22 protein-coding genes are annotated in these 26,556 nt (G+C 64.5%); 11 read left to right on the top strand and 11 right to left on the bottom strand.

Annotation, left to right across the window (positions count from 1 at the left end; translation table 11 throughout):
- Both GL284_RS14080 and ssb read right to left on the bottom strand, forming a co-directional pair.
- Positions 1-4,836, bottom strand: a complete 4,836-nt coding sequence (locus GL284_RS14080) for a glycoside hydrolase family 99-like domain-containing protein (RefSeq protein WP_155045271.1) — start codon at positions 4,834-4,836, stop codon at positions 1-3.
- A 131-nt stretch (positions 4,837-4,967) separates the two neighbouring features.
- Positions 4,968-5,516, bottom strand: a complete 549-nt coding sequence (gene ssb, locus GL284_RS14085; protein WP_155045272.1) for a single-stranded DNA-binding protein — start codon at positions 5,514-5,516, stop codon at positions 4,968-4,970.
- A gap of 228 nt (positions 5,517-5,744) precedes the next feature.
- On the opposite strand from ssb, the gene GL284_RS14090 reads away from it, so the two are divergent.
- The gene (locus GL284_RS14090; protein WP_155045273.1) at positions 5,745-6,392 is read left to right on the top strand and encodes a lytic transglycosylase domain-containing protein; all 648 of its coding nucleotides are present in this window, start codon (positions 5,745-5,747) and stop codon (positions 6,390-6,392) included.
- 50 nt (positions 6,393-6,442) lie between these two features.
- Here GL284_RS14090 and GL284_RS14095 read toward each other — a convergent pair whose 3' ends face one another.
- Both GL284_RS14095 and hemB read right to left on the bottom strand, forming a co-directional pair.
- A complete protein-coding gene (locus tag GL284_RS14095; protein WP_155045274.1) occupies positions 6,443-7,015 on the bottom strand; it encodes a lipid-binding SYLF domain-containing protein in 573 nt (190 codons plus the stop codon).
- A gap of 69 nt (positions 7,016-7,084) precedes the next feature.
- Complete coding sequence (gene hemB, locus GL284_RS14100; RefSeq protein WP_155045275.1) at positions 7,085-8,080, bottom strand: porphobilinogen synthase; 996 nt, start codon at positions 8,078-8,080, stop codon at positions 7,085-7,087.
- Positions 8,081-8,233: 153 nt separating this feature from the next.
- Here hemB and GL284_RS14105 point away from each other — a divergent pair, with 153 nt between their 5' ends.
- Positions 8,234-8,791 (top strand): hypothetical protein, encoded by a 558-nt coding sequence (locus GL284_RS14105; RefSeq protein WP_155045276.1) that lies wholly within the window; start codon positions 8,234-8,236, stop codon positions 8,789-8,791.
- Positions 8,792-8,833: 42 nt separating this feature from the next.
- Entirely contained in the window at positions 8,834-12,292 is a 3,459-nt protein-coding gene (mfd, locus tag GL284_RS14110) for a transcription-repair coupling factor (RefSeq protein WP_155045277.1), read from the top strand.
- 163 nt (positions 12,293-12,455) lie between these two features.
- Here the strand turns inward: mfd and clpA are convergent, their stop codons facing one another.
- Both clpA and gloB read right to left on the bottom strand, forming a co-directional pair.
- Complete coding sequence (gene clpA, locus GL284_RS14115; protein WP_341870381.1) at positions 12,456-14,783, bottom strand: ATP-dependent Clp protease ATP-binding subunit ClpA; 2,328 nt, start codon at positions 14,781-14,783, stop codon at positions 12,456-12,458.
- 262 nt (positions 14,784-15,045) lie between these two features.
- Positions 15,046-15,792, bottom strand: coding sequence for a hydroxyacylglutathione hydrolase (gene gloB / locus GL284_RS14120; protein ID WP_155045279.1), 747 nt, complete (start codon positions 15,790-15,792; stop codon positions 15,046-15,048).
- A gap of 51 nt (positions 15,793-15,843) precedes the next feature.
- Here gloB and GL284_RS14125 point away from each other — a divergent pair, with 51 nt between their 5' ends.
- The 7 genes from GL284_RS14125 to GL284_RS14155 all read left to right on the top strand — a co-directional run bounded on the left by GL284_RS14125 (position 15,844) and on the right by GL284_RS14155 (position 22,285).
- Positions 15,844-16,644, top strand: a complete 801-nt coding sequence (locus GL284_RS14125) for a class I SAM-dependent methyltransferase (RefSeq protein WP_155045280.1) — start codon at positions 15,844-15,846, stop codon at positions 16,642-16,644.
- Between the two features lie 311 nt (positions 16,645-16,955).
- Complete coding sequence (locus tag GL284_RS14130) at positions 16,956-17,516, top strand: F0F1 ATP synthase subunit delta (protein ID WP_341870382.1); 561 nt, start codon at positions 16,956-16,958, stop codon at positions 17,514-17,516.
- Positions 17,516-19,051: a F0F1 ATP synthase subunit alpha gene (gene atpA / locus GL284_RS14135; RefSeq protein ID WP_155045282.1), complete on the top strand. Its 1,536-nt coding sequence runs from the start codon at positions 17,516-17,518 to the stop codon at positions 19,049-19,051. The genes GL284_RS14130 and atpA overlap by 1 nt, the downstream gene beginning before the upstream one ends.
- Positions 19,052-19,063: 12 nt before the next feature.
- Positions 19,064-19,933: a F0F1 ATP synthase subunit gamma gene (locus GL284_RS14140; protein ID WP_155045283.1), complete on the top strand. Its 870-nt coding sequence runs from the start codon at positions 19,064-19,066 to the stop codon at positions 19,931-19,933.
- Between the two features lie 18 nt (positions 19,934-19,951).
- Entirely contained in the window at positions 19,952-21,376 is a 1,425-nt protein-coding gene (gene atpD, locus GL284_RS14145) for a F0F1 ATP synthase subunit beta (RefSeq protein ID WP_155045284.1), read from the top strand.
- A gap of 9 nt (positions 21,377-21,385) precedes the next feature.
- Positions 21,386-21,838 (top strand): F0F1 ATP synthase subunit epsilon, encoded by a 453-nt coding sequence (locus GL284_RS14150; RefSeq protein ID WP_155045285.1) that lies wholly within the window; start codon positions 21,386-21,388, stop codon positions 21,836-21,838.
- A gap of 99 nt (positions 21,839-21,937) precedes the next feature.
- On the top strand, positions 21,938-22,285 hold the full coding sequence (locus GL284_RS14155; protein WP_155045286.1) for an H-type lectin domain-containing protein: 348 nt from the start codon (positions 21,938-21,940) through the stop codon (positions 22,283-22,285).
- On the opposite strand, the gene GL284_RS14160 is transcribed toward GL284_RS14155, so the two are convergent.
- Both GL284_RS14160 and GL284_RS14165 read right to left on the bottom strand, forming a co-directional pair.
- Positions 22,286-23,056 (bottom strand): alpha/beta fold hydrolase, encoded by a 771-nt coding sequence (locus tag GL284_RS14160; RefSeq protein ID WP_341870383.1) that lies wholly within the window; start codon positions 23,054-23,056, stop codon positions 22,286-22,288.
- Positions 23,053-23,652 carry a 2-hydroxychromene-2-carboxylate isomerase gene (locus GL284_RS14165; protein ID WP_155045287.1) on the bottom strand — a complete coding sequence of 200 codons (600 nt, stop codon included), beginning with the start codon at positions 23,650-23,652 and terminating at the stop codon, positions 23,053-23,055. The genes GL284_RS14160 and GL284_RS14165 overlap by 4 nt, the downstream gene beginning before the upstream one ends.
- Before the next feature lie 84 nt (positions 23,653-23,736).
- Here GL284_RS14165 and GL284_RS14170 point away from each other — a divergent pair, with 84 nt between their 5' ends.
- Positions 23,737-24,756 (top strand): ribose-phosphate pyrophosphokinase, encoded by a 1,020-nt coding sequence (locus tag GL284_RS14170; protein ID WP_155045288.1) that lies wholly within the window; start codon positions 23,737-23,739, stop codon positions 24,754-24,756.
- A 60-nt stretch (positions 24,757-24,816) separates the two neighbouring features.
- Here the strand turns inward: GL284_RS14170 and GL284_RS14175 are convergent, their stop codons facing one another.
- From GL284_RS14175 to GL284_RS14185, 3 genes are all read right to left on the bottom strand, one after another.
- On the bottom strand, positions 24,817-25,458 hold the full coding sequence (locus tag GL284_RS14175; protein ID WP_155045289.1) for a glutathione S-transferase family protein: 642 nt from the start codon (positions 25,456-25,458) through the stop codon (positions 24,817-24,819).
- A 19-nt stretch (positions 25,459-25,477) separates the two neighbouring features.
- The gene (locus GL284_RS14180; RefSeq protein WP_155045290.1) at positions 25,478-25,930 is read right to left on the bottom strand and encodes a CoA-binding protein; all 453 of its coding nucleotides are present in this window, start codon (positions 25,928-25,930) and stop codon (positions 25,478-25,480) included.
- A 184-nt stretch (positions 25,931-26,114) separates the two neighbouring features.
- Positions 26,115-26,528: a YHS domain-containing (seleno)protein gene (locus GL284_RS14185; RefSeq protein ID WP_155045291.1), complete on the bottom strand. Its 414-nt coding sequence runs from the start codon at positions 26,526-26,528 to the stop codon at positions 26,115-26,117.
- Positions 26,529-26,556 lie beyond the last annotated feature (28 nt).

The following is a 26,556-nucleotide window of genomic DNA, read 5'->3' on the forward strand; positions in this document are numbered from 1 at the left end:
TCAAGCCTCCTGCGGGGCCGGTTCCGCCAGCCCGAATTGTGTTCTCAGTTCGCTGATATAGGCGTCGGCGCGGGCATCGCGCGCGCTGTCCGGCCCGATCAGCCCGCGCGCCTTGGCCTGCATGGCGCGGATCTCATCCAGCTGCTTTTCGTTGAAATTCGAGATGGTGACGCTGGATTGATGCCGGCGATGCCAGTTCTTGGACAGCGCGGAATAGGCGATGTCGCCCTGCGTCGCCAGATTCAGATAGACCGCCCAGTCCCCGGCAAAGCGCAGCCCCTCGATTTCCTCGCGATGGGTGTGAAACACCGCGCGCAGCGCATCGGTGCGCATGACGGCGGCCGAGGCGTTCAGGATGGTGTTTTTCAAGAACAGCGCCTGCTCGATCTCGGCCCGGCCGGGATTGACGTAATTCGCCGCCCATTTGCCGGGACAGATCGGGTCGGTGTAATAGCGGTAATCGTTGGCCAGCGGATTGCCTTGCCCGTCGATCTGCGCGGATTCGCAGTAAGACAGCACCACGCCGGGCTGTTCAAACCCGCGCATGACGGTGGACAGGAAATCGGGCGCGGCCAGATCATCGGCCTCGGCGATCCAGATGTAATCGCCGCGCGCCAGTTCCAGCCCCTTTTGCCATTGCCGGAAGACATTGCCGGAATTGGTGGTGTTCGGGACGAAGCGGATGGGGGCGGGGCTGTTTGCCGCCAGTTCCGCGATGATGTCCGGGCTGCGATCGGTGGAACAATCGTCCAGCACGATGATTTCCAGCACCGGCATATCCTGCGCGATCACGCTGTCCAGCCGGTCGCGGATATAGGCCTCGTAATTATAGCTGGGCACGATCACCGAAATGCGCGGCACCGGGCGGCCCGCGATCTTCAGCAGATCAAAGGCATAGTCGGTAAAGCCGGTTTCTTCGGCGATGACCTTGGCCGCGCGGGCGGTCATCTCGGTGCGGCCGCCCGGACGGTCCAGCAGGCGCGCGGTGGCTTCGGCCATGGCTTCGGGGTCTTCGGCCTCGACCGCCAGCGCAAGGCCGCGCTCGGCCAGATCCTCCGAGCCGGTGACGCCCTGGAACATGACGACCGGCAATTCGGCGGCCATCGCCTCCAGCACGACCGAAGGATAGGGATCCTCGCGCGAGGTCAGCAGGAACACATCCGCCGCCGCATAGAAGCGGGCAGGATCGGATTGCCGGCCGGGGAAGCGGATCGCATCCGAAACGCCCAGATTGTCGGCCAGCGCGCGGACCTCGGCCATGAAATTGCGGTCCTCATGCCCGATCCAGATGGCCTGTGCCGCAACGCCCTTGGCGCGCAGCGCGGCCAGGGCGCGCACGAACAGATCGGCCCCCTTGCGATGGTCGATATAGCCCGAGCCCAGCAGCAAAGGCGTGTCGTCCGCGATGCCATATTCGCGGCGCAACCCGTCGCGCTGGCTGCCATCGCGCAAGGCGGGACGCAGATACATGCCTTGCGGGCGCAGGATCGCCGTGCTGACGGGCGCACCCAGCGCCTGTTCAAATTGTTCGCGAACGATGCGGGCGGGAAACACCACCGGCGCCCCGGCCGTGGCCAGATCGGCAATCTGGCGCGACAGGTCCATCTGCGCAAAGACCGAGCGCATCTCATGCACCAGGGCCACGGAGCTGTAGCCCGTTTCCTGCAGCAAGGGCAGGACGCTGCCGGACACCGTGGTGTTGCAGACCGCCACTTCGGCATGTTCGTGGCGCAGACCGCGCAGCAGGCGCAGCGCGTCGTCGCGCCGGGTCACGGGGTCGGGCAGCTCGATCAGCTCGGCCACCTCGGCATAATCCTTGACCAGCGGGCCGCCTTCCAGCAGCAGGATCTTGACCGCCAGACCGGCCTGCTTATAGGCGCGGGCAAGATTCAGCAGCAGGAACTGCGCCCCGTGCAAATGCGCGTCATGGCCGATCAGCGTGATGTGGCGCGGACGCGCGCGCGGGTCCAGCGCGTTGCGGGTGGTTTCCAGCCACGCATAGCCGAAGCGGGTATCCGGCTCCAGATGCGCGCCTTCGGCCCATTCGTTCCACGCATTGCAGAAGATGATGCGTTCGTCGGGCGTCGGCGCGTCCAGCATGGTGCGCGTCATCGCATTGCCCAGCCAGCGGCCATATTCCTGAGGCGTGCTGTTGAGAAAGATCGCACCGCCCTTCTTGCGTCGGGCCGTATTGTCCCATGCCGGGCAGACCGAGCGGATCAGCCGGTAATCCGGCTGCGGATAATCGCGCGAGCGGTCGACATAGGAATTCCAGTCATAGACGATGCCGGTGAATTCCGGGTCCAGATCCTTGATCCGGTCGGTCAGCACCGTGGGCGAGGCATTGTTGGGCGGAAACTCGATCGCCGCGTCAAAGCCGTAATTGCGCGGATCCTCGGATTCGAAGGACTGGGTATAGGCCAGATAGATCTCGCCCACGCCATTGTCGCGGCACCATGTCCGCCAGCGTTCGGCGGTGGCCTTCGGATCGGGCAGCAGGCTGGGGCGATAGACCATCACCAGCGCCTTGCCGTCGATGCGGATATAGCGGGGATCGCGCAGATAGGGCGCCAGATCGGCGATGAAGGCCAGATCGTCCTCGGGCGAGTGGTTCTGCCCGATCAGCACCTCGCTGTCCTTGCCGTCCCAGCGGCGCGTCCAGTTTTCATTGGCCCAGCAGGCGCAGAAGGGGAAGTCCAGCCGGTCGGGATGGGCCAGCCATTGCTGCATCGGCTTTTCCATCAGCCGCTTGCCGTCGAACCAGTACCAATAAAAGCAGAAGCCGCCGATGCCATAGAGCTTGGCCAGTTCGATCTGGCGTTCCTGCGCCTGAAGATCGGTCAGGTCGTAATAGCCGATGTCCAGCGGTTCATGCGGCTGGTAATGGCCGGGGAACATGGGCTTTGCGGGCCGCACATTGGTCCATTCGGTAAAGCCCGCGCCCCACCACGCGTCGTTTTCCGGGAAGGTGTGGAACTGCGGCAGGTAAAAGGCGATGACCCGCGCCATCGGATCGGTCAGATCGGCCTGCACGCGGCGCGGCACGAAATGATCGGCGGTATCGACGTGAACCGGGTCGGTATCCTTGCCCGCCTTGGCCGGGGCGTCGTCCGCCGCATCGAAGCGGCTGCGCGCCGCCTGAGGCGCTTTCGGCTTTTCAAAGCGCGCGATCTGCAGGCTTTGCCACTGATGATAAAGCGCGGTCGAGCCGAACAGCCTGCGCCCCAGATCCGAGCCGAACATCCGGTTCTTGAAGGCGATGCGCTTGCTGTCCGACACCGGCAGATTGCGCCAGATCCCCAGCGCCGCGCCGCCCGCCAGCCGCCTCAGCCCGCGGCGGGTCTTGCTGACGCCCCGGCCCAGCTTGCGCATCGGCGCGGTGATCCGCCACGAGCGGCTGTCATAGGTGGCGCGCAGCATGGCCGTCAGGTTCTCGATCTCGGCCAGCCGGTCCTTGACGCCTTGGGCGTAATGGCCGGATTCGATGCGCGCGGCCTCATAGGCGCTGCGGGTGGCTTCATGGGCGGCGCGCGTGGCCTCATGGGCGCTGCGGCTGGTGTCAAGCTCGGCGCTGCGGGCACTCAGTTCGTGCGCGATGGCCTTGGCATGGTTGTCCAGTTCGGTGATATGCTGGCCCATGCGCTGTGCATCGGCCTGCGTGGCCTGCAATTCGGCCTGCGTGCGGGCCAGCGTCTCGCGGTCCTGATGCCATTGTGCAAGGTCTTTGCGCGCCGCCTCGATCTGGGCCTGCCGCTCGGCCAGTTGCGACCGCATGTCGCTGATATACTGTTCGTTTTTCTTGTTCAGTTCCGAGACGACATCATGCAGTTGCCAGATGCCCTTGAGGTTGTGCTCAAGCTCAGCATTCTTGGCGCGCAGCGTCTCGGCAGCCTGCGTTTGCGCGGCGGCATCGGCGCTTGCCCCGGCCAGTGCCTTCTGCGCGTCGCGATAGGAGGGCAGGGTCAGTTCGACCAGTTCGTCGAATTGGCCGCGAATGCGGTCCAGTTCGGCCAGCGCATCGGGGTCCATGGGGTTCGCGACCAGCAGCTGGCAGGCGGCATGGACACGCAGCGCCAAGCCGCGCGTATAGGTGGTTTCCTCAAGATCCTGCGCCGTCCAGCGGTTATGGCGGGCATCGCGGACGATGGCGCCGTCGATCTGGGGGGCGGCATCGTCAAGGCTGGTGGGCCAGTCCAGCGCCAGATCCTTGCCGACCCGGCGCAACTGGCCGCGCCAGTCGTCGAACAGGCTGTCATAGGCGATGAAGCTGCGCCGGATCCCGCGCGAGTCGCGCTCGGCATCCAGAAAATGCCGCAGCCACAGCAGCACGCCTTCGCGCAGCGAAATCCCGTCGCGCGCCGCCAGCGAGCTTGCGACCTCCAGCGGGTTGCGGAACGGAATGACGGCCAGCGGCGCGATGTCTTCGGCGGCCAGCGCCCGCAGCAGTGGCGGCAGCACGCGGCAGGTGCGCGGTTCCTTCAGCACGCTCAGCGGCGCGTTGCCCAGTTCATTGGCCAGAAAGCTGCGCAGGTCAGAGACATATTGCGCCATCAGATCGCGCGGCGCCGCGTCCAGATCCAGCCGCGACCAGTCATGCCAATTGCTGCCCAGATCGGTCAGCAGACGCTCATTGCGGTCGTTCAGCGTCACCGGCTCGAAATGGCCGTATTCATTGTCCTTGGTCGCGCCGATCAGCCGCGTCGGCAGCTTGGCACCCAGCAGTCCCAGAAGCTGCGCCAGAACGCTGGTGCCAGAGCGGTGCATGCCCAGAACCAGCAGGCATTGACGGCTGGAGGCAGGTTGCTTTTTCGGGGCCTTCGGGCGCTTGCTGGACAAATCGGATCTTTCGGATGATGCGCCGGCAGGGCAAGTCGGGCTGTGCCGGCAAACGGGCCGTGGTCAATCGGGTGCCACGGCCTTGGGACGGAATGGCGGACGCGTGGTCGCGGCCCGCCCGTGCCGTGGGATCAGAACGGGATTTCGTCGTCGAAGTCCGGCCGACCGCCGCCCGAGGATTGCCCCCCGGAAGATTGACCGCCCGAGCCGCCGCGACCGCCGCCCGAGGAATAGCCGCCGCCCGACGATCCGCCGTCATAGCCACCGCCATAACCGCCATCATCGTCGCGACCGCCGCCATAGCCGCCACCGCCGCCGCCCTGACCGCCGCGACCGTCCAGCATGGTCAATTCGCTGCGGAAGGGGCGCAGCGCCACTTCGGTCGAATAGCGGTCATTGCCCTGCTGGTCCTGCCATTTGCGGGTTTCCAGCTGGCCCTCGACATAGACCTTGCTGCCTTTTTTCAGATATTGCTCGGCCACGCGGACCAGCGGCTCGGAATAGATGGCGATGGTGTGCCATTCCGTGCGCTCGCGGCGTTCGCCGGAATTGCGGTCCTTCCAGGTTTCGGACGTGGCGATGCGCAGGTTCGCCACCTTGCCGCCGTTCTGGAAGCTGCGGATTTCGGGGTCTTGACCCAGATTGCCGATCAGGATCACCTTGTTCACGCTGCCTGCCATGTGCCTTGTCCTTCGTCTTGTCCATGCATCTTGCACGTGATCTAGCGCTTCTGGGCCCATGGCGGCAAGGGGCATGGCATCAGGGCGTATCGGGGCTGAACGGTGCGGTTTAGGCGGTATTTCGCCTATTTTTGCGGCGTGCCGGTCGCGGCTGAAACGACTTGCGGCACTTCGGGAAGTTTGGGCTATAGTGCCACGCAAAAAACATGGCGGCATGAGGGACGACAGATGCATTCATCAGAACGCGCCGGGCTGCGCCTTATTGGTCGTGCCGCCCTGGTTTTCACGCTGGGCATGGGGCTTGCACTTCCTGCTGCGGCGGATGGGCTGCGGCTGCAAAAGAGCGGCAGCAAGTCGCGCGTGGCCCAGTTCGAGCGGCAGACCCGGCTGATGGATTCGCGCCTGTCGGGGCAATATGAAAAGTCGATCCGCCTGAAGCCGGGCAGCGCCAGTTCCAAAAGCGTGGTGATCCTTGATCTGCCGGGCAATATCCCCGCCTATCAGGGCAACCGCCGCAGCCAGTATCTGCCACATGCCCGTGCGGCCGCGCGCAAGCATGGCGTCCCCGAGGATCTGTTCCTGCGGCTGGTGCAGCAGGAATCGGGCTGGAACGCCTCGGCCCGGTCGCATAAGGGCGCGCGCGGTCTGGCGCAGCTGATGCCCGGCACGGCGGCCAAGCTGGGCGTCGATCCCAGCGATCCGGTGCAGAATCTGGACGGCGGCGCGCGTTACCTGCGCATGATGTACAATACGTTCGGAAGCTGGCGGCTGGCGCTGGCGGCCTATAATGCCGGGCCGGGCGCGGTGCAGAAATATGGCGGCGTGCCGCCCTTCCGCGAGACCAAGAACTACGTCCGCATCATCCATGGAAGCTGAAAGAAACGGGCCGCAGAACGCGGCCCTTCTTCTTGACGAATATGCGGCCCTCAGAAGGTCGAGGGGATGACGCGCGTGTATTTCGTGCCCGCGATCGACGCCCCGGCCATCAGCCCGGACTGGCCAAAGATCATCGCCACCACCGGCTGGTTCAGCGAAATCGTGTCCGTGCCCAGCGACAACCCGCGCGAGGGCAGGGCGTAATAGGCCCCCGCCTCGGCGACCCAGCCCGGCGCGCGGCGGAAATCGTTCAGCGCCGCATCGGTCTGGAAGATCAGCACATGCGCATATTGCTGCGCGCCGATCTGAAAGCCGACGCTGGCCTGTGTGGCGGAATAGTAATCCACCGTGGCATTGTTGATGCGCAGCGCGCCCTGACCATAGGCGCCGCCAAAGCCGAAGCCGGCTTCGGTCATCAGCGGCATATACAGCACGCCGCGCGCGTTCTGCACCATGGGCGCGATGCCCGGATACATCTGCAGCAGATAGTTGCGCGTTGCGTCCACCCGCGCATCCAGCCGGGCCGAGGCATTCTGCCCCACCGCATTCGTGCAGGCGGCAAGCCCCGCGGCAGCCCCGGCCAGCAGCAGGGTCCGCCTGCTTATACCATTGATCTTGTTCATAATCACCAAGTCCCTTGCTGTGGCGGTTGGCCCGCTCATTAAGCCGGGATCATAGGTGGAAATGCCGGGTCACGCCAGCTTTTCGGCCACCTGCGGCGCGTAATAGGTCAGGATGCCGTCGCATCCGGCGCGGCGGAAGGACAGCAGGCTTTCCATCACCACATCGCGCGACAACCAGCCATTGCGGATCGCGCCCTCCATCATCGCGTATTCGCCGCTGACCTGATAGGCATAGGTCGGCGCGGCGAACTGGTCTTTGACCATACGGCAGATGTCCAGATAGGGCATGCCGGGTTTCACCATGACCATATCCGCGCCCTCGGCCAGATCGCGGGCGACGCAGCGCATCGCCTCGTCGCGGTTGGCGGGGTTCATCTGATAGGTCTTCTTGTCACCCACCAGCCGCCCCGAGGCCCCCACCGCATCGCGGAACGGGCCGTAGAAGCCGCTGGCATATTTCGCCGCATAGGACAGGATCGCCACATCCTGATGCCCGTTCGTCTCCAGCATGGCGCGCAGCGCGGCAATACGCCCGTCCATCATGTCCGAGGGCCCCAGAATATCCGCCCCGGCCTCGGCCTGCACCAGCGCCATGCGGGCCAGCGCCTCGACGGTTTCGTCATTCACGATCACGCCGTCGCGGACGATGCCGTCATGGCCATTGGCGTTATAGGGGTCCAGCGCGATATCGGTCATCACCGCCAGCTCGGGTGCGACTTCCTTGATGGCGCGGATGGCGCGGTTGCCGATATTGTCGGGATCCCATGCGCGCTCGCAGGTCTCGGTCTTCTGGTCGGGATCGGAATGGGGAAAGATGCAGATCGCCGGGATGCCCAGCCGCATCGCGGTGTCGGCGGCACGTTTCGCGCCCTCCAGCGTCAGACGCTCGATCCCCGGCATCGAGGGGATTTCGCCCTCGCCGCCCTCGATCTCGGTCACGAAGATCGGCCAGATCAGGTTCGAGGGCGTCAGGTTCACCTCGGTCGCCAAGGCGCGCAGCGCGGGCGTGCGGCGCAACCGGCGCAGGCGCGTTGCAGGAAAGGGGGCGATGATCGGGGTGGGCATGAGGCTTGGGCCTTTCGCTGGAATGCGTTGGAAATTGCACGCTGCGTTGCAAGGGCGCAACCCCCGCAGGCGGCACGCATCGCAGCACGGTTTTCCTTTGCACGCGACAGGGTTAGGGTCGGCGCTGCCGCAATTCGCAAAGATAGGGACAACTTGACGCAGGGCATCCTGACCATTCTTGACAGCCGGTCCTTCGCTTCGATCTGGTTCTGGCTGCTGCTGACCCTGTGCTGGACGCTGGCGGGGCGTCGCGTCGCGGGCGTGCCCAGCGACGTGCTGGCCGCGATCCGCAAGCCGCAGGGCCCTGACGATCCGGCGGCGCTGTTGTTGCTGGACTGGCTGTCTCTGACCCTGCCGCGCCGCCATCTGGGGCAGGTCGAGGCCATCGTCATGCTGGCCTGCGCCACTTTCGTGCTGACCGCGCTTTTCCTGCTGGGTTTCATCTATGGGCTGGAGATGGCGCAGGCGCTGGTCCTGCTGCTGCTGCCTTTTGCCGTGCTTTATGCCGCAGAATTGCGCTTGTGCCGCCGCCTGTCTGGTCTGGTCGAAGCGGCGGAAACCGGCGCGGTATCGGTCAATGACGCGGCCGCGGCTGCCGCAAAACTGATGCGGCGCCAGCGGCTTGCGATCAATATCGGATCCATTCTGGCGGTCGCGGTGACGGCATGGCGCGGCGCGATCTGGATCGTGACGCATCCCTTTGGCTTCTGAACGTGGCTTGACTCCGGCGGTCCCCGCTTTACCTGAACTGGCATGTCCGAGCATCTGATCCTTTCCGGCGCCCCCGAGGGCCTAGACGCAGCCCTGATCGCCCGCGAATTGGGCCGTGGTCAGCCCGTCATCCACATTGCCCGCGATGATCGCCGCATGGCCGCGATGCGCGCCGCCTTGGCCTTTTTCGCGCCGCAGACCGTGGTGCTGGAATTTCCGGCATGGGACACGACGCCCTATGACCGCGTGTCGCCCGCAGGCGGGGTGATGGCTGCGCGGATGGCGGTGCTGACGGCGCTGGCGCATGGCGCGATCAAGGGGCCGTTCGTGCTGCTGACCACGCTGTCGGCAACGATGCAGCGTGTCCCGCCCCGCGCGTCGCTGCGCGATGCCAGCTTCCACGCCACCGTCGGCAACCGCATCGACGAGGCTGCCTTGCGCGCCTATCTGGTGCGGATGGGCTTTTCGCAATCGCCCACGGTGACCGAGCCGGGCGATTTCGCGGTGCGCGGCGGCATCATCGACATCTATCCTCCGGGCGATGCCGGGCCGATCCGGCTGGACATGTTCGGCGACGTGCTGGACAGCGCGCGCCGCTTTGATGCCGAAACCCAGCGCTCGACCGACAAACTGGACCATCTGGAACTGGCCCCGATGTCCGAGGTGATTCTGGACGAGGCGGCGATCACCCGCTTTCGCCAGAACTACCGCGCCGAATATGGCGGCGGCGCGCATGACCCGCTGTATGAGGGGATCAGCGCCGGTCAGAAGATCGCCGGGATGGAGCATTGGCTGCCATGGTTCCATGAGCGGCTGGAAAGCCTGTTCGCCTATCTGCCGGATGCCTCGGTCGTGCTGGACGACCATATCGATCAGGTGCGGGATGCGCGCTGGCACACGATCCGCGAACAGTTCGACGCCCGGCGCGAGGCGCTGGTCCGCAAGGGCGGCACCGACAGCGTCTATCGCCCCGTGCCTCCGGCGCTGATGTTTCCGGATGAGGGCGAATGGGCAGGCTGGCTGGCGGCGCATCGCGTGCTGCGGCTATCGGTTCTGCAGCATCCGCCGGGTCCGGGTGTGCTGGATGCTGGCGGGCGCGTCGGGCGCAATTTCGCGCCGGAACGTCAGGCAGAAAGTATCAACCTGTTCGGTGCCTTGGCCGATCATCTTAGAAAACTTCAAGACTCGCGCCGCGTGGTCATCGCCAGCTTTTCCGAAGGCGCGCGCGAACGTCTGGCCGGGCTTCTGGCCGATGAGGGCATCGCCGGGGCCACCCTGATCCGCGACATGCGCGATCTGCCCGCAGCGACCGGCTCACTGGGGTTTGCGGTCTGGCCGCTGGAGGAAGGCTTCACGGCGGACGGGCAGGCGACGGGGCCGCTGGCGGTGATCTCGGAACAGGATGTGCTGGGCGACCGGCTGATCCGCAGCGCCAAGAAACGCCGCAAGGCCGAAAATTTCCTGCGCGACACCACCACGCTGTCTCCGGGCGATCTGGTGGTTCATGTCGAACATGGCATTGGCCGTTATACCGGGCTGGAAACCGTGATGGCGCTGAAGGTGCCGCATGACTGCGTGGCCATCGAATATGCCGGCGGCGACCGGCTGTATCTGCCGGTGGAAAATATCGAACTGCTCAGCCGCTATGGCCATGAAGAGGGCCTGCTGGACAAGCTGGGCGGTGGCGCGTGGCAGGCCCGCAAGGCGCGGCTAAAGGAACGTATCAAGCTGATCGCCGACAAGCTGATGCGCGTCGCGGCGGAACGGCTGCTGCGTCCCGCCCCGGTGCTGGAGCCCGAGCATCACGAGATCGAAAGCTTCGCCGCCCGTTTCCCCTATACCGAGACCGACGATCAGGCCACCGCCATTGCCGATGTGGCCGAGGATCTGGCGGCGGGGCGTCCGATGGACCGGCTGGTCGTGGGCGATGTGGGGTTCGGCAAGACCGAAGTCGCGATGCGCGCGGCCTTCATCGCCGCGTCTCAGGGGCGGCAGGTCGCAGTGGTGGCGCCGACGACGCTGCTGGCGCGCCAGCATTACCGCACCTTTGCCGACCGTTTCCGGGGCACGGCGATCAATGTGCGGCCTCTGTCGCGGTTTGTTTCCGCCAAAGAGGCGACCGAGACCCGCAAGGGGCTGGCCGATGGCAGTGTCGATATCGTGGTCGGCACCCATGCCGTGCTGGCGAAACAGGTGCGGTTCAAGAACCTTGGCCTGCTGATCGTCGATGAAGAACAGCATTTCGGCGTCGGCCACAAAGAGCGCCTGAAGGAGTTGCGCAGCGACATTCACGTCCTGACGCTGACCGCCACGCCGATCCCGCGCACCTTGCAGCTGTCGCTGACCGGGGTGCGCGATCTGTCGATCATCGGCACGCCGCCGGTGGACCGGCTGGCGATCCGCACCTATGTGTCGGAATTCGACAGCGTGACCATCCGCGAGGCCCTGCTGCGCGAGAAATATCGCGGCGGTCAAAGTTTCTTCGTCGTGCCGCGGCTGTCAGATCTGCCCGATGTCGAGCATTGGTTGAAGGAACATGTCCCCGAGATCAGCTACATCGTCGCGCATGGCCAGCTTGCGGCGGGTGATCTGGATCAGCGGATGAACGCTTTTTACGACCGGGGCGCGGATGTGTTGCTGGCGACGACCATCGTAGAATCGGGGCTGGATATTCCCACCGCGAACACCATGGTGGTCTGGCGCGCCGACATGTTCGGCCTGTCGCAACTGTATCAGATCCGGGGCCGGGTGGGCCGGTCCAAGGCGCGGGCCTATTGCTATCTGACGACCAAGCCGCGTGTGCCTTTGACCCCGCAGGCCATGCGGCGGCTGAAGTTTCTGGGCGCGATCGACAGTCTGGGGGCGGGGTTCAACCTTGCCTCGCAGGATCTGGATCTGCGCGGGGCGGGGAACCTTCTGGGCGAAGAGCAGTCGGGTCATATCAAGGAAGTCGGCTTCGAGCTTTACCAGGCCATGCTGGAAGAGACGATCGCCAAGCTGAAATCCGGCGAGATCGAAGGCACGCCCGAGGATGAATGGGCGCCGCAGTTGAATTTGGGCGTGCCGGTGACGATCCCCGAAAGCTATATCCCCGATCTGGATGTGCGGCTGGGGCTGTATCGGCGGCTGTCCGGGCTGACCACCAAGGTCGAACTGGAAGGCTTTGCCGCCGAGCTGATCGACCGCTTCGGTCCGCTGCCGCGCGAGGTGAACACGCTGCTGCTGGTCATCCGCATCAAGGCGATGGCGAAGCGGGCCAATATCTCGAAACTGGATGCGGGGCCGAAGGGGGCGACGGTGCAGTTCCATGGCGACCGCTTCCCGAATCCGGCCGGGCTGGTCGAGTTCATCCATGAGCAGCGCGGGCAGGCCAAGGTCAGTGACAACAAGATCGTCGTGCTGCGCGACTGGCCGACGGATGCCGACCGGATCAAGGGGGCCTTCGGGATCGCCAAGGATCTGGCGGCGAAGATCAAGGAAGGCCGCGCGAAGAAGGGCTGAGCGGGGAGGGTGGTCGTGTGCCCTGCCGCCGGGTCGGTTGCCAAGGAAGAATGAGTATTTCTGGAACGAAGAAGACTGGGGCGCGGTGTTGCGGGCCGGTCTTTTTTTGTCGCGGTGCCGATATGACAAGGGCGGCCTGAGGGGCCGCCCTTGGGTATTCCGGTCAGTCCGCCGTCAGCAGCGGCGGTTTGGATTTGCTGATCCGTGGCGCGTCGGGGCCGGTGATTTCGAATGCGGGTTTGTCATTCTCGATCCGGACGCGGACGATGCCACCTTTGGTCAGGCGACCGAAGAGCAGTTCCTCGGCCAGCGGTTTCTTGATGGTTTCCTGAATCACGCGGCCCAGCGGGCGCGCGCCCATCTTGTCGTCATAGCCTTTTTCAGCCAGCCAGTTCGCCGCCTCGGGCGTGAGTTCGATATGCACGCCGCGGTCGATGAGCTGGGCTTCCAGCTGCAGCACGAATTTCTCGACCACCTGCACGATGATGTCGCGCGACAGGGGGGCGAAGCTGATGACCGCATCCAGACGGTTGCGGAATTCGGGCGTGAAGGTGCGCTCGATGGCGGCGGTGTCTTCGCCTTCGCGGCGGTCGCGGCCGAAGCCGAAGGCCGCTTTCGCCTGATCCGCCGCACCGGCGTTCGAGGTCATGATCAGGATCACGTTGCGGAAATCCACCTGACGGCCGTTATGGTCGGTCAGTTTGCCGTTATCCATCACCTGCAGCAGGATGTTGTAGACATCCGGATGCGCCTTTTCGATTTCATCCAGCAGCAGCACGCAATGCGGGTGCTGGTCGATGCCATCGGTCAGAAGCCCGCCCTGATCGAAGCCGACATAGCCCGGAGGCGCGCCGATCAGACGGCTGACCGCGTGTTTCTCCATGTATTCGGACATGTCGAAGCGCAGCAGTTCCACACCCAGCGTGCTGGCCAGTTGCTTGGCCACCTCGGTCTTGCCAACGCCAGTGGGCCCGGCGAACAGATAGTTGCCGATGGGCTTTTCCGGTTCGCGCAGACCAGCACGGGCCAGTTTGATCGAGGAGGACAGCGCCTCGATCGCGGCATCCTGACCAAAGACCAGACGTTTCAGCGTGGCTTCCATATCCTTCAGCACCGCCGCATCGTCCTTGGTGACGTTTTTCGGGGGGATGCGGGCGATCTTGGCCACCACGGCCTCGATCTCTTTCGGGCCGATGGTCTTGCGACGCTTGCTTTCCGAGACCAGATGCTGGGCCGCGCCGGCTTCGTCGATCACGTCGATCGCCTTGTCGGGCAGCTTGCGGTCGTGGATATAGCGGGCCGACAGTTCGACCGCCGCCTTGATCGCGTCATTGGTATAACGCAGGTCATGGTGCTTTTCGAAGCTGGGTTTCAGGCCCATCAGGATCTTGATCGTGTCGGGGACGTTCGGCTCATTCACGTCGATCTTCTGGAAGCGACGCGACAGCGCGCGGTCCTTTTCGAAATGCTGGCGGAATTCCTTGTAGGTGGTCGAGCCCATGCAGCGCAGCTTGCCGCCCGACAGCGCGGGTTTCAGCAGGTTCGAGGCATCCATGGCACCGCCCGAGGTGGCCCCCGCACCGATCACGGTATGGATCTCGTCGATGAACAGGATCGCGTCGGGATGGTCCTCAAGCTCTTTGACCACGGCTTTCAGGCGTTCCTCGAAATCGCCGCGATAGCGGGTGCCCGCCAGCAGCGCGCCCATATCGAGCGAGAAGATGGTCGAGCCCGCCAGAACGTCGGGCGTTTCACCGCGCGTGATCTTCAGCGCCAGACCTTCGGCGATGGCGGTCTTGCCCACGCCGGGATCGCCCACCAGCAGCGGGTTGTTCTTGCGGCGGCGGCACAGAACCTGAATGCAGCGCTCGACCTCATCGGCGCGGCCGATCAGCGGGTCGACATCGCCCTTGGACGCTTTCTTGTTCAGATCGACGCAGTATTTCGCCAAGGCGGATTCGTCCTTGGAGGCGGCGGCGGGCTGTTCGGGCTGGGCCTGTTCGCCCGGCTGATCCGAGCCCTGCACCGAGCGCGTTTCCGAGAAGGAGGGATTCTTGGCAACCCCATGCGCGATGAAATTCACCGCATCATAGCGGGTCATGTCCAGTTCTTGCAGGAAGAAGGCCGCATTCGATTCGCGTTCGGCAAAGATCGCGACCAGAACATTGGCCCCCGTCACCTCGGTCCGGCCCGAGGACTGGACGTGGATGGCGGCACGCTGGATCACCCGCTGGAAGGCGGCGGTCGGCACGGCTTCCGAGCCTTCGACATCGGTGATCAGGGTGGACAGGTCATCTTCGATGAATTCGACCAGCATCCGGCGCAATTCGTCCAGATCGACATTGCAGGCGCGCATCACCTTGACGGCATCGGGTTCATCCGTCAGCGCAAGCAGAAGATGTTCAAGTGTTGCGAGTTCGTGGCGATGTTCATTCGCCAATGCGAGTGCGGAATGGATCGCCTGTTCCAGCGTGTTCGAAAAGGACGGCACGTTCAGCTCCTGTCAGTCGGCTGGCGGTTTGGGCCGCCAAGATGTAGCGGTCCACCTGACCAGACTGTCACGATACAGTTAAGTTTTGGTGGATTTTCGCGCATTACAAGCGGTATTTGGTCCCGCCCCTGCTGAAATTCCAGCGGTTGAAACAGATGTGATGACGCGCTGCCAAAATTTCAAGCACGCGCCAGCGCGGCAGCCAGCTTTGCAAGGCCGCAGGCGGGCTGGCCGGGGCGGGGCGGATGTCTGTGCAGGGCGGTCAGAAACTGTCCTTCATCTGTCGAAGCCTTGCGAAAACATCCACATCGGGCGCGTCTGTCATGCCAAGCGCGTCGCGCAGCGCGGCGACGCGCAGGAACGGGTTGGTCGCGCGTTCGTCATCCAGCGTGGCAGGCGCACAGGGGCGGCGGCCAGCGGCCGTATCCGCCAACCGTTGCTGCAAAGCCTCATTCGCGGAATCTATCGAAAGCGCGAAAGCACCATTGCCGTGGCAATAGTCGTGACCCGAACAGATCAGCGTCTGGCCGGGCAGGGCGTTCAGCCGCGACAGGCTGTCCCACATCATCGCGGCGTCCCCCTCGAACAGGCGGCCGCAGCCCAAAGCCATCAGGCTGTCGGCGGTGAAGGCAAGATCCGAGTCCGGCAGATGGAAGGCGACATGGCCGATGGCGTGGCCCGACACGTCGATCACATCGGCAGGTTCGTTGCAGATCTGGATCTGCTGGCCGGGGCGGGTGGCGATGTCCAGCACCGGCAGGCGGTGCGCGTCATCGGCATTGCCCAGCACCTTGGCGCCGGTCGCGGCGACGACCTCGGGGACGGCCTGAATGTGGTCGGCATGGTGATGGGTCAGGGCGATCAGATCAAGGCCCCAGCCGCGCGCCTGCAATTCGGCAAGGATCGGCGCGGCCTCGGGGGCATCGATCAGGGCGGTCTGGCCGTTGCCATGGACCAGCCAAGCGTAATTGTCGGTCAGGCAGCGGACGGGGATCAGTTCCAGCGGCATTGGCAATTCCTTTGCTTTGCCGCAGTCTGGCCCCGGACATCAGGGGGTGCAATGCATCACGACGTGATCGAGTTGCGAAAATTCTATTACACGCGGGCTTTGGGCCGCGTGGTTCAGCGTGTGCTGCGCGACCGGCTGATCCAGCTTTGGCCGCCCGAGAAGACCGCAGGAATGACGGTCGCGGGCTATGGGTTTGCCGCGCCGTTGCAGCGGCCCTATCTGGGGCGTGCGCGGCGCGTCATCAGTCTGATGCCGGGTCCGCAGGGGGTCATGGCATGGCCCGCCGGATTGCCGAATTGCGTGGCCCTGTGCGACGAGACCGCCTGGCCACTGGACACCGGCAGCGTTGACCGGCTGGTCATGCTGCACGCGCTGGAGACCGCCGATCACCCCGGCGCGCTGCTGGCCGAGGCGTGGCGCGTGCTGGGGCCGGGCGGGCGGATGCTGGTCATGGCGCCGAACCGGGCCGGGCTGTGGGCGCGCTCGGATGCCACGCCCTTCGGCTTTGGCCGCAGCTACACCGCGGGCCAGCTTGAGGCGCAGGCCCGCAGCGCGGGTTTCGTGCCAGAACGCGGCGGGGCGGCGCTGTATATCCCGCCCTCGGACCGGCGGTTCTGGCTGAAAAGCGCCCAGATGTGGGAACGCGCCGGGCTGCGGATCAGTCAGGTGCTGGTCGCGGGCGTGGTGATGACCGAATTCAGCAAGCAGGTGCAGGCCCCGACGGGCCGCATCCACAAGGTCAGCGTTCCCAGCCCGCTGGATGTGCTGGAGGGGATCGCGCGCCCGAAGCCTGCGGGGGGCAAGACCGCCCGTCAGGGCGCACGCCGCGATGCGTCGCCCGGCCGGTCCTAGCGGCAGCGCGGCCTGCTGCCCACGAATCCGTGGCGGCAATATCACACCCCGCGACCGCATTTCGATGCTGCGGTGCAGCAAGTTAGCGCCACCTGTCCCGGAATGGCGCAATTGCGTCCGACCTAAGGCTCAAACCCTCGCGTTTGCGTGTTCAATGCGGTTGCGGCAGGCGAAGGCAACTGCTAGAGACGCGGCAGATTTTTGGGATGGCCTGTCAGGTCCAGTCTGGCCGTCCTTTGACCCGCGCTCCGCGACTGACCGGCGTAAAACCCGGCCCGCCTGCGGAGCATGCGCAAACCGGAAGGATGACCGTGGCCAGTTCCTCTTCGATTTCCGCTGACATTGCCGGGCGTTATGCACAGGCCCTGTTCGATCTGGTTAAGGATTCGGGGTCGATCGACACCCTGTCCACGCAGATCGACGACCTGGCACAGGCTTACGATGAAAGTGCGGATCTGCGTGACCTGACCGTCTCGCCCCTTTACAACCGTGACCAGCAAGAGGCGGCTGTCCAGGCGCTGGCTGCCAAGATGGGGCTGTCTGCCGAGCTGACGAACACGCTGCGCCTGCTGGCGCGCAACCGCCGGCTGTTCACGCTGCCGCAATTCGTGGCCAAGCTGCGCGGCCTGATCGCGGATGCCAAGGGCGAGATGACGGCGGATGTCGTCAGCGCGCAGCAACTGACCAACGAACAGATGACCCGTCTGGCCGACACGCTGTCGGAAAAATCGGGCAAGAAAGTCAAACTGAACGCGCAGGTCGATGAAACCCTCATCGGCGGCATGATTGTGAAACTGGGCTCGACGATGATCGACAGTTCGATCCGCTCGAAGCTCGCCTCCCTCCAGAATGTTATGAAAGAGGTCGGATAATGGGAATCCAGGCTGCCGAGATTTCGGCGATCCTCAAGGATCAGATCAAGAATTTCGGTCAGGACGCCGAGGTGGCCGAGGTCGGCCAGGTGCTGTCGGTCGGCGACGGCATTGCCCGCGTCTATGGTCTGGACAAGGTTCAGGCCGGTGAGATGGTCGAGTTCCCCGGCGGCATCCGCGGCATGGTGCTGAACCTTGAAACCGACAACGTCGGTATCGTGATCTTCGGCGACGACCGTTCGATCAAGGAAGGCGACACCGTCAAGCGCACCGGCACCATTGTGGAAGTCCCCGCGGGCAAGGGCCTGCTGGGCCGCGTTGTCGACGGTCTGGGCAACCCGATCGACGGCAAGGGCCCGCTGGTCGATGTCGAGCGTCGCGTCGCCGATGTCAAAGCCCCCGGCATCATGCCGCGCAAATCGGTGCATGAGCCGATGGCGACCGGCCTGAAATCGGTCGACGCCATGATCCCCGTTGGCCGTGGCCAGCGCGAGCTGATCATCGGCGACCGTCAGACCGGCAAGACCGCCATCGCTCTGGACACCATCCTGAACCAGGCGAACTATAACGGCCGCGAAGCCGATGGCATGAAGACCCTGCACTGCATCTATGTCGCCGTGGGTCAGAAACGCTCGACCGTCGCGCAGCTGGTGAAGAAGCTGGAAGAGACCGGCGCCATGGCCTACACGACCGTTGTGGCCGCGACCGCCTCGGACCCGGCACCGATGCAGTATCTGGCGCCCTATTCGGCGACCGCCATGGGCGAATATTTCCGCGACAACGGCATGGACGCGCTGATCATCTATGATGACCTGTCCAAGCAAGCTGTCGCCTACCGCCAGATGTCGCTGTTGCTGCGCCGTCCGCCGGGACGTGAAGCCTATCCGGGCGACGTGTTCTATCTGCACTCGCGCCTGCTGGAGCGTTCGGCCAAGCTGAACGACGAAAACGGCAATGGCTCGCTGACCGCGCTGCCGATCATCGAGACGCAGGCGGGCGACGTGTCGGCCTATATCCCGACCAACGTGATCTCGATCACCGACGGCCAGATCTTCCTGGAAACCGAGCTGTTCTTCCAGGGCATCCGCCCGGCCGTGAACACCGGTCTGTCGGTGTCGCGCGTGGGTTCGTCGGCACAGACCAAGGCGATGAAATCGGTCGCGGGTCCGGTCAAGCTGGAACTGGCGCAGTATCGCGAAATGGCGGCCTTCGCGCAGTTCGGGTCCGATCTGGACGCGGCGACGCAGAAGCTCTTGAACCGCGGCGCGCGCCTGACCGAGCTGATGAAACAGCCGCAATATTCGCCGCTGACCAATGCCGAGATCGTCATCGTGATTTATGCGGGCACCAAAGGCTATCTGGACAACGTCCCGGTCAAAGAAGTGACCAAATGGGAACAGGGCCTGATTTCGTTCCTGCGCAACCAGAAAGCCGAGCTGCTGGACGATATGACCCGGAACGACCGCAAGATCGCGGGCGATCTGGAAGCATCGATCAAGGCTGCGCTGGACGGTTACGCCAAGACCTACGCCTGAGAGGGGGAATAGATGCCCAGTCTCAAGGATCTCAAGAACCGGATCGGCAGCGTCAAGAACACGCGCAAGATCACCAAGGCGATGCAGATGGTTGCTGCCGCGAAACTGCGCCGTGCGCAGGAAGCGGCAGAGGCTGCGCGTCCCTATGCAGATCGCATGGCCGCCGTCATGGCCGGGCTGACCGCTTCGGCGGCCGGTTCGGACGGCGCGCCGCGCCTGCTGGCAGGCACCGGCGACGACCGCCGTCACTTGCTGGTGGTCATGACCTCGGAGCGCGGGCTTGCGGGCGGGTTCAACTCGTCCATCGTCAAGCTGGCCCGCACGCGTCTGGCCGAACTTCGCGCCGCGGGCAAGGATGTCACCATCCTGACCGTCGGCAAGAAAGGCCGCGAACAGTTGAAGCGTGATTTCGGCGATGCCTTCGTCCATCACGTCGATCTGAGCGAGGTCAAGCGCATCGGCTATGACAATGCGCGCGCCATTGCGGATGAAATTCTGGACCGTTTCGACGCCGGGAATTTCGACGTGGCGACGCTGTTCTATGCCCGGTTCGAATCCGTCATCAGTCAGGTTCCGACCGCACGGCAGATCATCCCCGCAGTCGTCGAGGAGGGGGCGGAAGCCTCGTCGCTTTACGATTACGAACCGGATGAAACCGCGATCCTGAACGACCTGCTGCCGCGTTCGGTGGCCACGCAGGTCTTTGCCGCCCTTCTGGAAAACTCTGCTTCCGAGCAGGGCGCCCGGATGAGCGCGATGGACAACGCGACCCGCAATGCCGGCGACATGATCAACAAGCTGACCACCGAATACAACCGGACGCGTCAGGCTGCGATCACCAAGGAACTTATCGAAATTATCTCGGGCGCCGAGGCGCTCTGACACGTAGGGGTAAAACACATGGCAGAGGCCAAAGGTAAAATCACGCAGGTGATCGGCGCCGTCGTGGACGTGCAGTTCGACGGCCAGCTTCCCGCGATTTTGAACGCACTTGAGACCGAAAATAACGGCAAGCGTCTGGTGCTGGAAGTTGCACAGCATCTGGGCGAAAACACCGTCCGCACCATCGCCATGGACGCGACCGAAGGTCTGGTCCGTGGTCTGCCGGTCACCGATCTGGGTCAACCGATCATGGTTCCCGTCGGCGACGCGACGCTGGGCCGCATCCTGAACGTCATCGGCGAGCCGGTGGATGACGGTGCTGCCGTGTCCGCGACCGAATCCCGCGCGATCCACCAGCCCGCTCCGGACTTCGCCCAACAGGCAACCTCGTCCGAGATCCTGGTCACCGGCATCAAGGTCATCGACCTGCTGGCCCCTTACGCCAAGGGCGGCAAGATCGGCCTGTTCGGCGGCGCAGGCGTGGGCAAGACGGTTCTGATCATGGAACTGATCAACAACATCGCCAAGGTGCACTCGGGCTATTCGGTGTTCGCGGGCGTGGGTGAGCGCACCCGCGAAGGCAACGACCTGTATCACGAGATGGTGGAATCGGGCGTTATCGTTCCCGACAACCTGCCGGAATCGAAAGTGGCGCTGGTCTATGGCCAGATGAACGAGCCGCCGGGCGCGCGGATGCGCGTGGCACTGACCGGCCTGACGCTGGCCGAACAGTTCCGCGATGCCTCGGGCACCGACGTTCTGTTCTTCGTGGACAACATCTTCCGCTTCACGCAGGCCGGTTCGGAAGTGTCGGCTCTGCTGGGCCGGATCCCCTCCGCCGTGGGCTACCAGCCGACGCTGGCCACCGACATGGGCGCGATGCAGGAACGCATCACCTCGACCAAGAACGGCTCGATCACCTCGATCCAGGCCGTCTATGTTCCGGCCGACGACCTGACCGACCCGGCGCCTGCCACGACCTTTGCCCACCTTGACGCCACGACCAACCTGTCGCGCGCGATTTCGGAACTGGGCATCTATCCGGCCGTGGACCCGCTGGACTCCAGCTCGCGTCTGATGGATCCGCAGATCCTGGGCGAAGAGCATTACAACGTCGCGCGTTCGGTTCAGGGCATCCTGCAGAAATACAAATCGCTGCAGGACATCATCGCCATTCTGGGCATGGACGAACTGTCGGAAGAGGACAAGCTGACCGTGGCCCGCGCCCGGAAGATCCAGCGCTTCCTGTCGCAGCCCTTCGACGTGGCGAAGGTCTTCACCGGTTCGGACGGCGTGCAGGTTCCGCTGGAAGACACCATCAGCTCGTTCAAGGCGGTTGTGGCCGGTGAATACGACCACCTGCCGGAAGCGGCCTTCTACATGGTTGGCGGCATCGAGGAAGTGAAAGCCAAGGCTCAGCGTCTCGCCGCTGACGCGGCGTAAGGGGGCGACATGGCCGACACGATGCAGTTCGACCTTGTGTCGCCCGAGCGGAACCTTGTGTCCGTCCCGGTGCGCGAGGTGCGCCTGCCCGGCGCCGAGGGCGATCTTAGCGCGATGCCCGGCCATGCGCCGGCCATCGTCAACCTGCGCCCCGGTCTGGTGACCGTGGTGGCAGCCGACGGGACCGAGACGCAATTCGCGGTGACCGGCGGTTTCGCCGAGATCAACAACGAATCCGTCACGCTGCTGGCCGAACGCGGCCATCCGCGCGCCGAGATGACGCAGGGTGTCTATGACGAGATGCTGGCCCATGCCCAGCGTCGCGTCGAGGTGGCGAAGGAAAAGTCCGAGACCAGCGCGGGCGAGGAAATCGTCGCGGCGGCGGTCAAGCTGCTGGCGGATATGGAGGCCCTTGGCACCCATATCGGGCTGGACCCGAACCGGTCGAATTTCCCGCACTAAGTCGGGCGACCCTGTCGAAAAGCACAGCAAGCCCCGGACATTCCGGGGCTTTCATCATTTCGCCCTGCCGGGCAATCATGTTTCAGGAGGAGTTCGGCTTTGCGGCGTTTTGATCATTTTGCGGTGGGTGTCAGCAATGGTGCCGTCGATCTGTTTTCCGCGTTTGAAGAAGGCGGGCAGATGTGGGTGGGCAACGGCCCCCGGCTGGAAACCGTCAAGGTCAGTTTCCCCGAACCCTTTGCCGAGCCGCCGGTGGTGCATCTGTCGCTTGGCATGTGGGATATCGGCGTGAACGCCAATCAGCGCGCCGATCTGAAGGCTGCCGACATCACCGCCGAAGGCTTCAGGATCGAGTTCCGCACATGGGGCGATACGCGCGTGGCGCGCGTCCGGGCCAATTGGCTGGCCATCGGCCCGGTGCGGCATGTGGATGATTTCGACGCCTGATCAGCTGGCGCGTTCCAGATTAAGCCGGATCAGGTCCGCCACCTGTCTGGGGTGGGTGATGGGCAGCATATGCGCCGCATCCGGCACCGTGGCACGGCCGACATCCTGCATCCGTTGGGCCAGCGCATCGGCAATCGCGGCGATGACCGGCGGCGACTGCGCGCCCATGACCAGAAGGACTGGCGCATCTATCGCCTCAAGCCCGCCCTCGCGCAGCAGATTGGCGCGGTCGTGCAGCAGCGTGTCGTTCGTATCGGCCACCAGCGCGATCTGCCGGGTCAGCCGGGCGCGGCTGCTTGGCGTTTGCGCCTCCCAGCTGACACCGCCCCATGTGTCCAGAAAGCGCCGCGCCGCATCCTCGGGCTGGCCTGCGCGGGCCAGATCGCGCACGCGGTCCATTTCGGCATCCGCGTCGGCATCGCGGGCGGCGGCGAACAGCACCGGCTCGATCAGGGTCAGGCTGCGGACGGCCTCGGGGGCGGCGACGGCGATGCGCAGGGCCACGGTCGCGCCGATGCTGTGGCCGATCAGATCCAGCGGGCGCTGGATCAGCGCGGCGGTCTGCCGGGTGACGGCGGTGTGGAAATCCGGCGCGCCGGTCCAGTCGGGGCTTTGGCCATGGCCCGGCATGTCGGGCGCGGTAATCTGCACCAGATCGGCCAGCTGCGCGGCAATGGGGCGCCAATAGCTGCCATTGCCCATCATGCAATGCAGCGCCAGCGCCGGGCGGTCGGCATGGCCCGGCCATTCACGAAGATGCGGCTGGGTCACAGGCTGGCCAGATGCCGGTCCAGAAACTCCAGCCGGTCCTGACCCCAGAACCGCTGCCCGCTGTCGCGCACGATATAGAAGGGGGCGCCAAAGACGCCCGCCTCGACCGCCTCTTCCAGATTGCGCTCATAGACCTGCGCGCCGATGAACAGGCCGGAATTGGCCAGTTCGGGATCGAAGCCCGCAGCCGACAGCTTGTCGCGGATCACGCCGTCATCTGCGATGTCGGTTTCCTCGGCCCAGACGCCGCGCAGAAAGCTTTGCACCAGCCCGGCCAGATCGCCGCCGCCCGCCTTGGCCGCCGCGATGATGGCATAGGACGAAGGCGCCATGTTCACCGGCCAGAAGGCCGGTTTCAGGTTCATGGGCATCCCCAGATGCTGCGACCAGCGTGCCAGTTCCTGCCCGCGATATTCCATCCGCGAGGGGTGGCGGTTTGCCGGACGCACCCCGCCGGTGCGGTCGAACAGTTGCAGAAGGTCCAGCGGCTTATAGGTGATCTGCGCGCCATGCTTGCTGGCAATCTGCTCAAGCCGGTCGCCTGCAAGATAGCTGTAGGGGCTTTGTGTGCCGAAGTAATAGTCGATATGCGCCATGAGGTGCCTCCGGGGTTTGCGGGCAAGCTAGCTTGCTGCTAAGGCGGGCGCAATCGCACGAATCCACCCGAACGGAGCCATGCCATGCCGGCCATGACCGAACCCAAGCTGATCGCGGGCAATGCCAACCGGCCTTTGGCCAACGCGATCGCCCGTCGCATGTCGATGCATCGCGGCATGAATGTCGCCCCGATCGAAGCCCGCGTCGAGCGCTTCAACGATCAGGAAATCTTTGTCGAAGTCTATGAGAACGTCCGCGGCGAGGACATGTTCATCATTCAGTCGACCTCGAACCCGGCGAATGACAACCTGATGGAATTGCTGATCATGACGGATGCGCTGAAGCGTTCGTCGGCAAGCCGCATCACCGCCGTCATCCCCTATTTCGGCTATGCCCGTCAGGACCGCCGCGCCAAGGCCCGCACGCCGATCAGCGCCAAGCTGGTCGCCAACCTGTTGACCGAGGCGGGCGTGGACCGCGTGTTGACGCTGGACCTGCACGCCGCGCAGATTCAGGGGTTCTTCGACATCCCTGTGGACAACCTGTATGCCGCCCCGGTCTTTGCGCTGGATATCCAGCACAACTTCCGTGACCAGATGTCGAACCTGATGGTCATCTCGCCCGACGTGGGCGGCGTGGCCCGCGCCCGCGAACTGGCGCAGCGCATCGGCGCGCCGCTGGCCATCGTGGACAAACGCCGCGAAAAGCCCGGCGAGATCGCCGAAATGACCGTCATCGGCGACGTGACCGGCAAGACCTGCATCATCGTCGACGACATCTGCGACACCGCAGGCACGCTGTGCAAGGCGGCCGAGGTGCTGATCGAACATGGCGCGGTCGAGGTGCATGCCTATATCACCCATGGCGTCCTGTCCGGCCCTGCGGTCGAACGCGTCAGCAAGTCGGTGATGAAATCGCTGGTCATCACCGATTCCATCGAACCCACGGACAAGGTGCGCGGCGCGGGCAATATCCGCATCGTGCCGATGGCGCCGATGTTTGCGCAGGCGATCCTGAATATCTGGAACGGCACCTCGGTCAGTTCGCTGTTTGAAACCGGCACGCTGGGTCCGATCTATGAAGGGCTTTACAGCCCCGCGTGACCTGCCGCGCGCAGATCCTGCCAAAGGCCCCTTGCCGCAAGGGGCCTTTTTTCGTGGCGTTCATTCCGGCGCGCCGTTGATTGCCCATTGCGCCGCAAAGGCGCGCTGATAGGCCGGGCGCGCCTCTCCGCGGGCGACATAGGCGGCCAGAGCGGGATATTCCTGCAGCAGGCCCGATGATCTCAGCCGTTGCAGCACCGAGATCATCATCAGATCGCCCGCGCTGAACGCGCCCTCCAGCCAGGGCCGGCCGTCCAGCCGCGCCGACAGTGCCGACAGGCGCGCGCGGATGCGGTCGTTCAGCATGGGCAGGCGCTGTGCGTGCCATGCCGTGTCGCTTTCCATCAGGATGGCCGCCTCCCGCTCGATGATCGGCGGCTCGACCGTGTTCAGCGCGGCAAAGACCCATGTGGCGACCCGCGCCGGATGCGTGCCGGGGGGCAGCAGCCCCGGGCGCGTCTGGGCAAGATGCAGCACGATGGCCCCGGTCTCGAACAGCACCAGATCGCCATCCTGATAGGTCGGGATCTGGCCGAACGGGTGCAGGGCCAGATGCGCGGGCTGCTTCATCTGGTCGAACGACACTAGCCGCACATCATATGGCTGGCCGATTTCCTCCAGCGCCCAGCGGATGCGGGTATCGCGCGCCAGACCCCGCCCACCATCGGGCGAGCGTTGAAAGGCGGTGATGGTCGGATTCATGGCCACTGTGCCTGTGTGGTTACAGGAACCTTGGGAACTCGATCTTGGGGCAGCGGTCCTGAATGACCGTGACGCCGCGCGATTGCGCAAGGGCCGCGGCCTGAGGATGGCTGATGCCCAGTTGCATCCAGATCGTCGCCAGATGCGGCAATGCCTGCAGCGCCTGATCGACGATGGCGGGGACAGCCTCGGCGCGGCGGAAGATGTCGACCATATCCACCTTGGCCTCCTTGGGGATCAGGGCCAGATCGGCATAGACCGTCTCATCCAGAATCGTATCGCCGGCGTGGCCCGGATTGACCGGAATCACGCGAATTCCCTGCGATTTCAGATAGCGCGCCACGCCCCATGCCGGGCGCAGCTCATTCGGGGACAGGCCCACCATGGCCACGCAGCGCGTCGTTTGCACGATCCGCGCAATGTCCTGATCCACCGGCGATGAGCCGATATCGCGCAAAACAGCAAATGTCATGTGATCCTCCCCAAGATCTCAATCTAAAGTGGCATGGAAAAAGCGCCCGGTCCAGAGGTCTGGCCGGGCGCAAGTCGCGGAACGAGGGACAGTGATCTGAACATGGCGTTCCGTGCACATGTTCAGGAAATAAATGTGCACAGTGGCCTAAAAGTTCCACCCGTCTCGCAAAAACGTGAAAATTTCAGGGGTGCAGCTTGGCCCAGACGGCTTTGGCCCGCATCAGGACCCCCTGCGGATCGGCCAAAAGCCGCTCACGCGCCTGTTCCGAGCGCAGCAGATAGGTGCGCTGACCGATGACGGCGAAGAAACGCGGGTTGCCCGGCTCGGACCGGCCTTCGGACAGCGCCACGACACACAGACCGCCCAGACCGGGGGCATAGGCCTTGGGATTGGCCTCGAACTGGTTGCGGTTCTGTTCGGTGGCAAAATGCCATGCCTCGCCGCGCCACATGGTCACAAGATCGGTGCGCCCCGGCACCGCCGCGCCGTCCTGCGTGTATGAGACCGGATCCATGCCATCCAGCGCCCAGTCCTGCGCCATGGCGGCACAGGCGGTCAGCATCAGGGTCGTGCATAGGATGGCGCTGCGAATCATGTCTGCGGGTTCTGCGGTTCTGGCGTGT

The organism is Paracoccus shanxieyensis (assembly GCF_009711265.1).
Classification (GTDB): domain Bacteria; phylum Pseudomonadota; class Alphaproteobacteria; order Rhodobacterales; family Rhodobacteraceae; genus Paracoccus; species Paracoccus shanxieyensis.